Source organism: Kineothrix alysoides (genome assembly GCF_000732725.1).
In the GTDB taxonomy this organism is placed as follows: Bacteria; Bacillota; Clostridia; order Lachnospirales; family Lachnospiraceae; genus Kineothrix; species Kineothrix alysoides.
Window position 1 is genome coordinate 2,074,746 of record NZ_JPNB01000001.1, and the last position, 14,630, is coordinate 2,089,375.

A 14,630-nucleotide genomic window follows, 5' to 3' on the forward strand; every position below is an offset into this window, starting at 1 on the left:
ATCATTCTTCACGTCACAGTTGCGGCCGCTATATGCCTTCGTTATTATACAGACGGAAAATTTCCTCAGACTTTTCCTTCAACCTCGCCCTTAACTCCTTGGGCTCCAAGACTTCTACCTCATTTCCAAATCCAAGCAGCAAAGAAAACCACATTCTTTCGTTTTCAGGCACTGCAAAGGAATAAATGAAGTCTCCGTTCGAATGCTCTTCTATGACCTTTCCTTTCAGGTATTCCCCCACGGCCGTCCGAACGTTTCCTTCACATTTTAATTTTATTTTATACTGCTTTCTGTCATCTTCGCTCCACTTTTTTTCCAGAAGTGCCTCGACGTTAGAATGAATCTTTTCAAAGCTGCTTTCCAACGTCTTCAAATTTTGGATACGGCTCAGCTTGAATATACGGTAATCTTTTTTATATTTACAATATGCGAGCAAATACCATGCATACCATTTATAAGATAAGGCCACCGGTTCAGCCTCGCGGGCGTTGCATACGTTATCCGCACCGGTATAATCGAATCCGATTACCCGCCCATCAGCAATGGCCTGCTCGATGGTTTTCAAATACACATCCGTGTTTTCCCCTTCACGGCAAACGCTCAAATCCAGAAATATACTTTGATTTTCCGTCGTATTTCCTGCTGCCATGACCTTTTCCAGTGTCGCCTCTATCTTCTTATTTTCATAGGCGGAGCACATACCCTTCAGGGAAGAGATGACATTGAGATAATCCTCCGCCGTCACGATACTTTTGTTTAACTTATAAGTGTCCAGAATAGCATAGCCGCCCTTTACTCCCACATCCGAAACCACGGGTATACCTGCAAGACCAAGGGCATCTATATCTCTTATAATCGTGCGGGTTGATACCTCGAACCTTTCGGCAAGTTCCTTCGCCGTCACCTTGTCCCGGTTCAGAAGATACATTATTATTCCGATAAGACGGTCTATTTTCATGCTGCCCATAACCTTTCTTAATATTCTTTTATAGATTTCATAAATCGCTATCCTATCGTTCATGCAGAACAAAAGTGTGCTTCTCGCACTCTCGCAACCAAGTACTTTGACAGCACAGCTTTTGTTCCGTGCGCGCAGCTGCGCATCTATCTTTCTTTAATAGGAGCACTTTCCTGTTACAGAAAAAGCGGCATAATCTAAAATGATTATACCGCCCATGTACAAAAACTTCCAGAAACATTTTTCTAATTATATTACTACGCAAGAATCGCTTTATCGCTGGTGAATTCCTCACCGGAAACGTGCTCGAACTGGTGCAGCAAATCCGCTACCGTAAGCTTCTTCTTCTCTTCTCCTGAAATATTCAAGATTACTCTTCCGTCGTGCATCATAATCAGGCGGTTGCCGTGAGCTATGGCATCCTTCATATTGTGAGTGACCATCAGCGCTGTGAGATGATTCTCTTCAATAATCTGGTCAGTCACGCGAAGTACCTTTTCCGCTGTTTTGGGGTCCAACGCCGCAGTATGCTCGTCTAAAAGCAATAAATTCGGTTGCTGCAAGGTCGCCATGAGTAAAGTAAGCGCCTGACGCTGTCCGCCGGACAGTAGACCTACCTTGGAAGTCATACGATCCTCAAGGCCTAAATCAAGGACTTTCAAAAGTTCCCTGTATCTTTCCTTTTCCTGTCTGGTAATTCCCCAGCTCAGCTTCCGGCTTTTCCCTCTGCGGGATGCCAATGCCAGATTTTCCTCAATTTCCATGCTGGCTGCTGTTCCGGTCATCGGATCCTGAAATACGCGGCCAAGAAAGCCCGCTCTTTTATGCTCCGGCAACCCGGTAATGTTCTTCCCGTTTAAAAGTATCGCACCCTTATCCACCGGCCATACGCCTGCAACAGCATTCAGCATGGTAGATTTACCGGCTCCGTTTCCTCCGATAATTGTGCAGAAATCACCTTTATCCAGATGAAGGTCCGCTCCGTTCAAAGCTGCTTTTTCGTTGATGGTACCGAGATTGAAGGTTTTATGGATATCTATGATATTTAACATATGCTTAGTCCTCCTTATCCTTTCTCGCTTCTAATGCGGCAAGAGAAGCCTTTGCGGTACGGGCGAAGGAATTCTTACGCCTGCCCTGAAGATAAGGAACCGCAAGGAATACTGCTACTATAATAGCGGTAAACAGCTTTAAGTCATTGGAATTTAACTTCAACCAAAGCACAATTCCGACTACCACATAATAAATAATGCCGCCCATAACGACGAATACAAGGCGAAGGGCAAAATTCAAGCGCTTTCCTAAAATACTCTCGCCAAGCACCTCACCGATAATAACCGCAGCCAGACCGATAACGATAGCTCCGCGTCCCATATTAATGTCGGAAAAGCCCTGATATTGTGCCATAAGACCTCCTGCAAGCCCTACAAGACCATTAGATAACGCAAGCGCAAGCACCTTCGTAAAATTGATGTTGATTCCGTTCGCCTTGCTCATGGACTGATTGCATCCGGTAGCCCGTATGGAACAGCCCTGCTCAGTGCCGAAATACCAATACAGAAGGGCAATCAAAGCCGCCGCAAAAAGACCGCCTACTAAAATCGATTTCGATATATTCATCAGAGAAACGAGCAGGTTATATTTTTGAGAGCTCAAAGCCATATTCGCCGCCATACCCATAATATGGAGATTGACGGAATACAACGCGATCTGCGTCAGAATTCCCGAAAGAATCGGCGGAATACCGAGCGTAGTATGCAGCAGTCCTGTAACCAGGCCTGCCAGCAAGCCGGCAAATATTGCCACCAGCAATGCTGCCGGTATCGGAACTCCGGCTAACGTCAGCATTACGGTAACTGCGCCGCCGGTCGCAAAGGATCCGTCAACCGTCAGATCCGCAAAGTCCAGCAACCGGAAGGTAACATAGACACCAAGGGCCATGATTCCCCATATAACACCTTGGGCAATACAGCCCGGAAGGGCATTCACCAAATTCATCGGATTAAGGGCAGCGAAATAACTCATTTTTATCCTCCTTACAATTTAAGGGGTGCCTGATGGAAAGACACCCCTTAGTACACATCCATTTGTTGATTATTCAGCCTCTATAGCGGTATAGTTGTCAGGAATAGTAACACCCAGCGCCTCCGCACGGTCAGCCATATATTTATAAGTAATATTCGGGGAATACTGAATCTCCATGGCAGATACATCAGCACCATTTGCCAGGACTTCATAAGCCATCTCTCCGGTAGCATAGCCCAGATCATAATAGCTGATAGACAAGGTTGCAACGCCGCATCCCTTGCAAATACCTTCTTCACCGGTGACGATGGGAACTCCTGCCGGTTCCGCAACATTATTAATCGCTTCTGTGCAGGAAGCTGCAGTGTTATCGGTCGGGATGAAAATCACATCGCTTCCGGAGCATGCCGTCTGTGTAACAGAAGCCACGTCATTGGTATCTGCAAAAGTATATTCCGTACATGTATAGCCCATCTCTGTCAAATATCCCTGAATGGTAGAGGACTGATATTTAGAATTAGGTTCTGCCGAACAGTAAAGGATACCTATGTTCTTTGCATCGGGGAACAGCTCCTTGATCATCTCAGCCTGCTTATCCAAAGGTGCAAGGTCAGCGGTTCCTGATACGTTCCTGCCGGTTACGCCCGCCCAGTTATCGATATCCAGAGCGGTGGCATAGTCTGTAACAGAGGTTCCAAGAACCGGAATCGTACCTGTCGCAGAAGCAGCAGCCTGAAGAGCAGGTGTTGCATTTGCCATAATCAAATTATAATTGCTGGAAACAAACTGGTTTACGATGGTAGCGCAGGTCGCAGAATCTCCCGCCGCATTCTGCTCATCGAAGACCACCTGATCTCCCAGCTTCTCGCTGAGTGCATCCTTAAATCCCTGAGTCGCTGCATCCAGTGCCGGATGCTGAACTAACTGGCAAATACCCACGTTGTATACTGCTCCGGTATCGGCCTGACTCTCTTTAGCGGGAGCCTGTGCGTCTGTCCCGGCTGCCGCATCTTCAGTCTGTGTTGTTTCCGCAGTATCTGCGGTACTTGCAGAATCCGTCGTATTCGTACTGCCGCAAGCGGTAAAGCTAAACGCCATGAATATCGTCAGCATAAGTATAATAATCTTTTTCATATTTTTCCTCCTCGAAATATAAATGTAAAAATTTAACACATCAAAGTGCTAAAATATAATACTGTATTATATCATTTATAAGGAGAAAGTCAACTATTTTCATGCGTAACACCTTTATTATTACTGTTCACTCCGTTCTCGGCAACGCATTATTTCTGCTTCTTCCTCGTGAGAAAAAAGGCCAAAAGATAACAAACCACTGCTGTCACTATTATGAAACTCATGCTTCCTGTAAAGGTCATTATCTCTTCACCGAATTTATATACTACTCCGAACTGCTCCTTAATATCCAGCACTATATCCGCAGGAACCCCGTCAAAGCTCGTCTCCATCACGTCTCCCATCATAATTCTCCGAAAAAGGGATGCGGCGTGAGAAACAGGAAATAAGCGGATAAGCCATTGCACGCCTTCCGGATACATTCCGATAGGAAGATAAATTCCAGTCAAAAAACCGATCAAGGTCCCAAGTATCGTATTGGCCGCGGAAAAGGCGCTGTTCGTTTTAAAGCATGCTACAAAAAGAAGCATAAGGGCGGTACTCATCAGATTCGTAACAAATAAAAGAAGAATGAGCGTAAGGCATGCCTTAGGCTTTATCAGGCTTCCTCCGTCCCAGACAATATAAGCCTGTGCGATAGCGAGCGTAATCAGGCTCATAAGCATTCCAATAACATAAGCGGCAATCCAGTATCCCATAAGAATTTTTGAATTTTTTACCGGGGCAGCTACAAAGTCTTTTATTTTTTTGTATTCTTTATCCCTTACAATATTTCCCAATACGACCAGGCTGGTAGTCACTCCCGTCGTAGCGAGCACTCCCGCCATTACCCAGTTATCCATCATCTCTCTGGCTCCGTCAAACATGGAGACATCCTTCGTCCATACATCTCCTAAAAACAGCACATATAATCCAATCTCTATGAGTATCGCCAGCAGTGAGAAAAACACCGCACCCTTATCCCTAAAATATAATTTTAAATTCCTTATGGCAAATGCTATCATTCTCTTAACTCCTTTCCTGTAATTCCGATAAACACATCATCCATAGAACCCCTGATTACCGAAAAATCTCCTATCAGTTCCCTGCATTCATTTAAAATAGGCAGTGCCTCCATAGTGTTTGCCAGGCACACCTCCAGAAGTTCACCCTTTTTCTCAAAAGAAATGCCTCTTTCCAGCAGCTTTTCCTTTACCTTCTCTTCCTCCCTGCACTTTACACGCAGCTTATCCTTTGCATATTTCGCTTTCAGCGAAAATGGTGTTCCCCTTGCTGCAATCTTGCCGTCATCCACTACCATACAGTAGTCCGCATCCTCCGCCTCTTCCAGATAATGCGTTGTCAGAAACACCGTCATTTCCTGCTCCTCTTTAAGCCTTTTTATCGTATCCCACACACTCTTCCTCGTCTGGGAATCCAGGCCCGTGGTAGGTTCGTCCAGAAAAAGGACTTTCGGCGTATGAAGAAGAGCCCGCGCAATATCTGCCCTGCGCTTCTGTCCGCCGGAGAGCCTTCCGTAATAGCGGTTCATGATTCCGGTAATTTCCGTAACCTCCGCCGCCCGCTTCACCGCAGCTATGCGCTCCTTCTTTTTCATCGGGTAAAATCTGGCACGAAGCATCAGGTTTTCTTCCACTGTCAGCAACTCATCCATCAGACTTTCCTGAAAAACAATGCCGATACTCTCTCTTATTCTATCGTCCTCCTTGCCCAGTACATAGCCGTCCACCTCTACCACTCCCGCATCCGGCATAAGAAAGGTACATATGCTGTTAATTGTCGTGGATTTTCCCGCCCCGTTGGGACCGAGAAAAGCAAACAGCTTTCCCTTCTCCACATAAAAGCTTAAGTCCTTTACTGCCGGAATGTTTCCATAGGATTTTTTTAACCCTTTTACCTCAATGATATGTTCCATTTTACATCCTCCATAATCATCACACTTCTTATTTTTCTGTTCTTTCCGATTATATTCCCTACCTTTTCATAAGGAAAGTATCTGGAAAGCGACCTGCTTTCCATGTACTTTAAGATGTAAAAAAAGAACAGTAAGTGGAGCATCCTTTTTCATTTGAACGGCACGACAAAGACCTTCCCTTAACTCTGATGAGTTGGGAAGGTCTTTGCTTAAAGGGATTTTTATGATGCTTTACACTTTGGGAAATCCAATTCTTATGGTTAGGATTCGTCTTCTTCCAGCATGTGCACGCGTTCAAGTGCCGCTGCCAGCTCTATCTCAGGATCATAAGTGTCACCACTGCCGGAATTAGCCTTATCCGTCTCCTCTGCCTTTTTCTTTTTATGCTCCTCATGTAGATACTTCGCGCCCAACAAGGCTCCGCCGCCGACCGCTCCGGCCACACTTCCGACTCCTACCGCCATTCCTGCCATAGCCTCCATACCGGAATCAGTTGCTGCGGAAGCTCCTGCGGGGCCGGAGAGTGGAACTGCCGTTTGTACAGGCTCCGTCGTTACCTCCACCGTCGAAGTCGTTACTGTGGTTTCCGAATAGGATACTACTTCCACACTTTGGACACCTATGGAACTGTCGGTATCGTTGACCGTCGCAGTTGCAGGCTGTGCAGCGGCCGCTCCTGCCCCTCCTGCCGCACCTCCTGCTGAGGCTACCGTCACCGGATTCTTATAAAAGTCTCGGTTATGCGCTTTTAAGTTATCCACCTTTTTCACTTGCCGCGTCTCCGTACCGGTATAGGTTTCCACCGTTTTGCTCAGCAGTTCCCCTGCCGTATTCAGTACCATGCGCGATTCTCCAAGCTGAGTGTTTAACTTTTGCAGGTTATTGCGCACCTCGGCAAGCATCTCATCCTGCCCTAATTTACCGCGCACCTGATTCACACGTTCCGCGTAGCCATCCACCAGCTTAGCTACCGCCTTCAGTTCTTCTCCCTGTTTCGCAAGCATTTTGTATGAAACCTTATAGTTTGCCACCGTACCTCCCCCTTACCTCATCATGTTATTGGGCAGCTTCGGCAGTTTAGATGCCTCATTCTGCACGGCTTTTTCGTTGCGTTCATAGGAATCTGCCGATTCATACAATGCATTCTCCAGCTTTGCCACTGTTTTCAGACTCTCATCACATTTGTCCAGCAGTTTCTGAAAGCTTGAGGAAAAGGTTGTCGCCGCCTCGCCGGTCCATACTCCTTTTAGAGAATCCACCTGACTCTTGGAAGATTGCAGGTTGTTAAGCAGGTTTTTATGGCAACTGCCCACATCTCCGGCTATCTTGCGGAGCTTGGCAGGATCCGCCTGTATTTGCATTTCAGCCATTTATTTTCGCCCTCCCATCTTGGATTTGATCGCATCAGCGGCTGCTGTATCCGCTTTGTTATAAGTAGTAGCAATGGTTGTCAGGGACGAGGAGCAGCTATTGATTGCTTCCGCGAGCTGCAGGAAATTAGTAGTATTCTGCTTATAAGCGTTTTGATACGCCTGTGCAGCTTCTCCTTTCCAAAGCTGCTGGAGATTTCCCACCGCTTCATCCAGCTTTTTAATCTGATTCATCATATTGGCATAGATCTTATCCAGTTCTCCCGCCACATTTTTCATTTTCTGCAAATCTACCGTAGTTGCCGTTGACATGCTTTACCCTCCTTTATATTTTTTGTGCCATTTGCTTTGCCGCCTCTTCAGCTTCTTTCATCCTTTTGGCAGCATTTCGCAGGAATTCTGCAGTGTCCTTCAGATATTTCGCCTTTTTTCCCAGATCATCCTGTACCCCGCGTATATACTTAACGTATGCCTTCGCAGCATTGCCGGTCCATGCAGCCTCAACGTTACCTGAAATTTCATTCATTTTCTTTATGCAGGAATTCTGCATATCGCTGGCGATATCTTCCAGCTCCTTGGCTTGATTGATTGTCTTATTATAATCGAATTTGATTCCAGCCATATTTCACCCCCTTACCGCATGGTCCGCTCGAACTTGAGGGATTTGCCTGTTTCCTGTGTGTTTTTCTCCGTCTTGTCATAGATTCCGGCAATCTCCTTAAGAGTTCCCGAATATCCTCCAAGCGCTGTACCAAGATCGGCGGAGCTCTTCTGTACCTGCTCTACCGTATTCTTGATGTCGTCAGACACATCTCCCTGCCAGCTGCCGCGCAAAGAATTCATCGTCTTGTTCCAATCGCCGAACAGACGGCTAAGCTCCTTCGCCGCATTTGCTATCGTATCTGCCGTAGAAGCAAACAGCTTCGTATCAATTTTACTTTCATTTCCCGTCGCCATACCTATCACCTCACTTCAATGCCGAAACGCTGCTGACAATTTCATTTTCTGTTTTATCGAAATCGGCGGCAGTTTCCTTCAGCTGCTCGCTGATTTCGCTGTACTGGCTAATCATTTCGTTCATCGCCTCTTCATCCTTTTGATACCTGCTCATGAATTCCGCCTTAACGGGTGATATCCAGCCTTTGTCAAGACCAGCAACGGCATCCGCTATTTTACGCATCTGCGCTTGAATAGAAGTAACGATACCATCCAGCTGATTGACCGTGGAAAGGATTTTTTCCGAATCCACATTGCTCATGTCTGCCATAAATAAACCTCCTCTCAGTAAATTGTTGCCTTATAGCAGGATGATGGTATCGCCGCTGCGAACCCCCACTTCACCGAGGATCTCCCCATCCTGTAAAAGTCCTTCCAACCCTTTTGAGCAGAATAACACCTGCCCCGGGTCTGCAAAAATTTCTCTTCCTTCCACTGCGGAAATCTGAGCAATAAACTGTTTTTTTACCTTACTTACGCTCATGGCACTATCGGCGGCAAATTCATAGGTTTTGGCATTACCCGGTACCTGAACCTCTAAATATATTTTGCTCATACGTCAGCTTCCTCCTTTTTTGCAGATTCCTTTATCATAGGAGTAATAATCTTCACTGCTCCTGCGCTGCTTCCGGCCACATAGCCTACTCCTGCCGGAAGCTGGCGGACATAATCGGCCGACGACATCTCAAAACGCAGGATGCTCTGCTGATCGAACATACCTCCAAGATGTATGCCGCGTCCGTATCCCGCAAAGATGCGCATGCAGGCATAACGTGCCATATCGGCATGATCGTCAGGCGTTACAGCCGCTATAAATTGAATCTTATGATGCTTTCCTTTTTCCAGCGCAATTTCCATGAAGCTGCTCATATCCATATCCGGACTATACACTGCACTCATAAAAGCAGTCATATCATTGATCAGGAAAATAATACGGTCAAATTGTTCGGTAGCCTTTCGAACATCCTGTCCGGCATCCCTCGCATCTGCAACAACACCATTGCGGGAAGAGAATTCGGACACGATCACTTCCTCCATCAGGGAAAATAATTCCGCCGCATCGTGCACGGTCCTGTCTGCCGATATATGTTTCTCCAGCAGACTGTCCTCGCTATCGAACAGAAATACTCTTGCTCCCTTTTGTTTTGTCTGCTTTGCTATGGAAGCCAGAAGGTTCGTCTTACCCGAACCGCCACAGCCGCTGATGGCATAGCAGAATTCATCATCCAGATCGATCTCTGCGAGCTTTCCTTCTTCCACATCAAGACCGAGGGCGATGCAATGATCCGGCAGCGCTTTCACATCATCTCTATCCATTAGAGTTTCGAAGCTCAGGCTATCAAGCTTATTTCCGATCTTACGCACTCCTTCTCCCTGACTTGGCTGCATGGAAGCAAAGCGGCGGCGAAGGGTCTGTGCCTGCGACAATCCTTCGTCTTCCTTGAGGCAAAGAGCCACCTGAAATTCCACCGGCTGCGGAGCTTTCATCAGTCCGCGGCCCGATGTACGGCCTTCCGGTATGATTTCAGTACGGTCACCGATGACAGCCTCGTACTCGAAGCGATCCGGCATCTGTAAAGCAATACCGTTTATAAAGTTTTGACGAATGCGGCTTCTCAGCTCGCCGGAATTGTTCATGGTCAAAACGAGATAAATACCGTAGCTTGCCGCTTCTCTGGACAATTGAGCAAGGGTATCCTCGTACTGGTCATAACCCTCGATAAACGCCACATAGTTATCAATGATAAAGAGGATTGCAGGACAGTCGTCCTTCTGGGTCACATATTCTTTATAAGAGCCGATCCCCTGACGTGAGAACTCGCTCTTGCGCTGCGCCAGCGTATTCTGCATCAGTGCAAATACTTCACTGATCTTCTCATCATCGCCTTCAAACAAAACACCGCCTACATGAGGAAGGCTTCCGAAGACCGCCATAGTACGGCTGGAGAAATCCGCTATGTAGATATTGACCTCTTTTGCCGTATAGCGCTGTGCCGCACTGTATATGAGCGTCTGCAGCAGCGTCGTTTTTCCTGCTCCTCCGGCTCCGCATATGAGCAGATGTCCGTCGTTTAAGAAATCCACCGCCACAGGATACTGGTTCTGTCCTTCCGGATTGTCTGCCAGACCGATGGGCAGCAGCAGCGAAAAGCCCTGAGGTTTTGCAATTGTTTCCAGCTCCTCCAGGTAAAGCCTGGCAGGGAGCGGAGGCATCCATATCTGTTTGATCGCCGGAATGCTGTTCTCCTGCGCAATTTGGGCAGCATACTTCACCACCGCATCCAGCTGGGTTACTTTTGCGATATTATCGCTCTTTTTCTTCTTTTTCTGCTTGGGTACGTCATTTTTACCGATGAGGTTGATAAGCTCCACCTTTGCATTTTTGTCATCGGTGAAAGGAATGCCCGGCTCATATTCCGCTCCCGACCATCCGGATTGGAATTCTTCAAAAATTTCATCGTTGCCTACTTGGAAATAGCCCCGTCCTGTACCTGTTATAAAGGCGGCATCCGGGCGCTTTAGCATCTCGCTGGAATCTTGTTTATCCGCTACGCGCAGACAAAGGCGGAAGCGTGTGTTGGACCAGATTTCGTCATCTACCACACCGCTGGGCTTCTGGGTAGCGAGGATTAGATTCACTCCCAGCGAACGTCCGACGCGGGCTGCGGAAACCAGGGCGCGCACAAATTCAGGCTGTTCCTTTTTAAGTTCTGCAAACTCATCGGCAATGATAAGCAAATGGGGCATTGGTTCGTTAGCCACACCGGAACGGTACAATTCGATATAGGCATCGATATGTTTTACCTTATAGTCATTGAAGATACGCTGTCTGGATTTAATTTCTGCATTAATGGACAAAAGCGCCCGATTCGTAGCATTTCCCCCAAGGTTGGTAATAACGCCGGAAAGATGGGGCAGGCCTAAAAAGCTCTGAGCCATACCGCCGCCCTTATAGTCGATAAGGATAAATGCGACTTCATGAGGATGATAATTGACCACTAACGACAATATATAGCTTTGCAGCGTTTCCGACTTTCCGGAGCCTGTAGTACCCGCTACCAGACCGTGAGGGCCGTGGTATTTCTCATGGATATCCAGAAACAGCGGCTGGTTGCCGGATTTATAGCCTACCATGGACTTCATGCTCTCATAGGTACGGTTTTCTAACCATTTATGGAGCATATCCAGATCCTCCACACGAGAGATTTTATACATATCGAGGAAGGTAAGCACATCGGGAATCGCTGTGGAGACACCGAGCTCTCGGATTTTGTAATTGGAAAGGCTTCTGGCAAATTGCTGGATTTCTTCTGCAGAAACTTCATCATAGTCCACGTTCTCCTGCTGCCGGAAGGAGCCTGTTGTGGAATAGAAACTGCAATTTTTCTCATCATCCTGTACAATTGCAGTACATCCCGAGGGCAGCTTATCAATCGCATCGGTAAGGTATATTACCGTCATTCCCAGCTCCGGAGTCGGATTCATAAGATATTTGGCAATCGGCTCCTCCTCTACCAGCGACCAATCCGCCACTACAACCACATAATGTGGCAGAATCCTGGCATTCTCGTCATCCTTCCCCTCCGTTTCTTTTTCCAGCCGTTCTCTGATCACTCCCGAGAGATGATACATTACGTCACCCACCGTATTTTTATCACTGGCCAGCATACGAAGTTTGCCGTCCGGCGTCCATACATGAGGCAGGAAGTGCGTATAGTTCCAGCTATCTGTCTCCCGCAGGGGATAGACATAGCAAAGACGAACATCGGTATATGGATGAAGCCCGGCAACTTGAGTTGCCAGCAGTCTTCCCATATTCAACACCTTTTCCCGGCTTTTGCTGACAACACCGACCATACGGTTATCATACAAAGAAAGCCCTACCGGAACATTTTTAAGCATCGACATGGCAGCCTGTATTTCTTCTACCTTATCATTCAAAGGGTCATGCTCTGCCATCAGCTGTTCCTTAGGTACCGCAATGCTGTTAGGCGAAGGAATATCTCCCTTTCCAAGCCTGACGGTCAGGAAATCCTCATGAACATTGCTCTTTTCCCACAGTCTTGGACTTCCATCCATGGCAAATGAGACAGCCTCCTTGCCGGAAGGCAGCATACGGGATAATATTCCTCTGTTATATTCAATCTTATCCTTAATCCGATCGGCCGTCTTGGCAATGTACGTGGTATAGCTGGCAACGCGGCTCGCCTCTGTTTCCGCTTCTTCCTTGTTCTGATATCGAATATTTAAAATTGCCCACATTGCGCCTATAAGCGCAGCGCCGACGGACATGATCAATCCTCCAAGTGCACCCTGACCTTCCCCGCTCATCATCATAACACCCGCTATCATAGGAATCATCATTGTAAAAGCAGGTCCGATGGTAAAGATGACCGGCTGCTTTTTCTGGCGGTTTCTGGCCGGGCATTTTTCTATCGTGAAGGTTTCGTTATCCAGAGCCTCCAGCTTGCGGGGTGTACGCAGAAAATAAATCTCCTCCGCTTCATATTCGCTTCCCTCCTCTTCTCCGGAAGACGCAATTGAGATACGCTTCAGTTTCAAATCATCCACCACGCAATCGCCGCCCGGATTATTAATAGCGAGCACATTGCCCAGATAGACAATTTTAAGTCCAATAATATAAATTACATCACCGTAGTGCAGCTGCTTCTCTCCGGTCAATGTTCTGCCATTAACGAAAGTACCGTTTACACTGCCCAGATCCTTAACCTTAGCTATACTGCCTTCTATTATGATTTCCGCATGTTTGGGAGAACAGAACTGGTTTCCGTAGCGAATCACGTTGTCTTCTGCGCTGCCGATCTTTACCCATGGGCAGCCTGCCGCATCCAGAAAGTATTTATCGAAGTGAGTATTTCCATCATTTACTTTGTTTACCGTGATGGAAAAAACCGTATCCTCATCATCCTTCATCACGCAGTTAAGAAGCAATCCCGGCGTCAGGTTTACCTTAGAAACCGGGCGCTCATTCTGTGTAATCACAAACTGTCTGGAATCGCTCATACTCCAAATATTATCCCATACCTCCAGGGGCAGGGTAATGTCTCCCCGCCATCCGCTGATGTGCGGCCGTATGTCGGTCGGAACCGTCTTATTGTTTACTGCCGGCAAATAAATCTCCTGAAAGCCGTTTTCAAAAACAATTGTCATTAACAGGCTCATTTTGTGCCTCCTTCTTTTTCATATTTCTTTATGGAAAATGTATCATCCGGTACCGGTGCTTACCATACCTCAACGGAGCCAATAATTACATCAATATATTTCGTATCATCCTCGCCTACCGTTACTACAACTGTCCCTGCTGCCACGCTCCGGTCTTCATATACCGCCAGTGCCGCGAAACCGCTTGCCCCGCTGGAAAAACTCCATATCGCATTGTATTGTATGGAACCGTCCACATTCTGCTGAACAGGAAGATATTCCAGATCAAGCAGATCGCTCATCTTATAATGTGCGAGCAATCCGGAATCTACTATCAAAGCTTCTACTAATGCGTTGCCGTCAGTTCCTCCGCCATCAATATAGCTGTTGTATTTCGCAGAATAATTACAATTCATGATAAGAGTCTGCTGCTCGCTCTCAGGTGCTACCAATACAAAGTCACACTGCGGATTTCCGCCGCCGGCTTTATAGAATTCAGCGATCCACTGGCTGGGATAAGTGAATGCAAGACCTATGGTATCATCAGAAAAACGCTGCATCCCGGCCGGGGCTCCGCCCATATCCTCCAGCGTGATTATCGCACCAGCTTCCGCATTTGCTATCGTCACTTCTTTTGGTCTGGTCCCGATTACAACAGCCACGATAATTACAACAATGAGCACTGCGGCCGCTGCCCCGCCGATAATAAACAGCTTCTTATTCAGGAGCGCTTTATTTATACCTTTCCCCTTTTTCGATGGGGTACCGAGCACTGTATCCGGATTAGCCGCAGCTTTCTCCTTTTTCGTGTGTGCCCCTTCCTCTACCTGACGAGCTTCTTCTTCCGCTTTGCGCTTACGCTCTAATACCTCCTGCTCCAGACGCTGGACCTCTGCTTCCGCCGCAAGACGCTGATCCTCTTTTTCCTTTGCGCGGCGTTCCGCTTCCTGCTGCTCCAGCTGTTTTTTACGCGCCGATACAAACAGCGCCGATGTGGTGTCGGAGGAGGGGGCTCCATTCTTATTTTTTGTATCTTGTTCCACAGTCGTTACTCCTTTCTTAATTGCTT

General features: G+C 47.1%; 15 protein-coding genes. All 15 read right to left on the reverse strand.

The features are described 5' to 3' along the window. Positions 1-28: 28 nt before the first annotated feature. A complete protein-coding gene (locus CC90_RS0109865) occupies positions 29-1,021 on the reverse strand; it encodes a helix-turn-helix transcriptional regulator (protein ID WP_051869371.1) in 993 nt (330 codons plus the stop codon). Positions 1,022-1,215: 194 nt separating this feature from the next. Then, positions 1,216-2,010, reverse strand: a complete 795-nt coding sequence (locus CC90_RS0109870) for an ABC transporter ATP-binding protein (protein WP_031390607.1) — start codon at positions 2,008-2,010, stop codon at positions 1,216-1,218. Positions 2,011-2,014: 4 nt separating this feature from the next. Then, entirely contained in the window at positions 2,015-2,983 is a 969-nt protein-coding gene (locus CC90_RS0109875) for an ABC transporter permease (RefSeq protein WP_031390608.1), read from the reverse strand. Positions 2,984-3,052: 69 nt separating this feature from the next. Next, a complete protein-coding gene (locus CC90_RS0109880) occupies positions 3,053-4,117 on the reverse strand; it encodes an ABC transporter substrate-binding protein (protein ID WP_031390609.1) in 1,065 nt (354 codons plus the stop codon). A gap of 149 nt (positions 4,118-4,266) precedes the next feature. Continuing rightward, the gene (locus CC90_RS0109885) at positions 4,267-5,121 is read right to left on the reverse strand and encodes an ABC transporter permease (RefSeq protein WP_031390610.1); all 855 of its coding nucleotides are present in this window, start codon (positions 5,119-5,121) and stop codon (positions 4,267-4,269) included. Further along, positions 5,118-6,032: an ABC transporter ATP-binding protein gene (locus CC90_RS0109890; RefSeq protein WP_031390611.1), complete on the reverse strand. Its 915-nt coding sequence runs from the start codon at positions 6,030-6,032 to the stop codon at positions 5,118-5,120. Before CC90_RS0109890 ends, CC90_RS0109885 begins: the two co-directional genes overlap by 4 nt. Before the next feature lie 260 nt (positions 6,033-6,292). Further along, a complete protein-coding gene (locus tag CC90_RS0109900) occupies positions 6,293-7,063 on the reverse strand; it encodes a hypothetical protein (RefSeq protein WP_031390612.1) in 771 nt (256 codons plus the stop codon). A 12-nt stretch (positions 7,064-7,075) separates the two neighbouring features. Continuing rightward, entirely contained in the window at positions 7,076-7,402 is a 327-nt protein-coding gene (locus CC90_RS0109905; protein ID WP_031390613.1) for a WXG100 family type VII secretion target, read from the reverse strand. Further along, positions 7,403-7,714, reverse strand: a complete 312-nt coding sequence (locus CC90_RS0109910) for a WXG100 family type VII secretion target (RefSeq protein WP_031390614.1) — start codon at positions 7,712-7,714, stop codon at positions 7,403-7,405. Positions 7,715-7,727: 13 nt separating this feature from the next. Further along, entirely contained in the window at positions 7,728-8,024 is a 297-nt protein-coding gene (locus tag CC90_RS0109915) for a WXG100 family type VII secretion target (RefSeq protein ID WP_031390615.1), read from the reverse strand. Between the two features lie 11 nt (positions 8,025-8,035). Continuing rightward, positions 8,036-8,359, reverse strand: a complete 324-nt coding sequence (locus tag CC90_RS0109920; protein ID WP_031390616.1) for a WXG100 family type VII secretion target — start codon at positions 8,357-8,359, stop codon at positions 8,036-8,038. 10 nt (positions 8,360-8,369) lie between these two features. Next, positions 8,370-8,669, reverse strand: a complete 300-nt coding sequence (locus tag CC90_RS0109925) for a WXG100 family type VII secretion target (RefSeq protein ID WP_031390617.1) — start codon at positions 8,667-8,669, stop codon at positions 8,370-8,372. Positions 8,670-8,699: 30 nt separating this feature from the next. Further along, positions 8,700-8,954 (reverse strand): ubiquitin family protein, encoded by a 255-nt coding sequence (locus tag CC90_RS0109930; protein WP_031390618.1) that lies wholly within the window; start codon positions 8,952-8,954, stop codon positions 8,700-8,702. After that, positions 8,951-13,582, reverse strand: a complete 4,632-nt coding sequence (gene essC, locus CC90_RS0109935; RefSeq protein WP_031390619.1) for a type VII secretion protein EssC — start codon at positions 13,580-13,582, stop codon at positions 8,951-8,953. Before essC ends, CC90_RS0109930 begins: the two co-directional genes overlap by 4 nt. A 59-nt stretch (positions 13,583-13,641) precedes the next feature. Further along, complete coding sequence (locus CC90_RS0109940) at positions 13,642-14,604, reverse strand: hypothetical protein (protein WP_031390620.1); 963 nt, start codon at positions 14,602-14,604, stop codon at positions 13,642-13,644. Between the last annotated feature and the right edge of the window lie 26 nt (positions 14,605-14,630).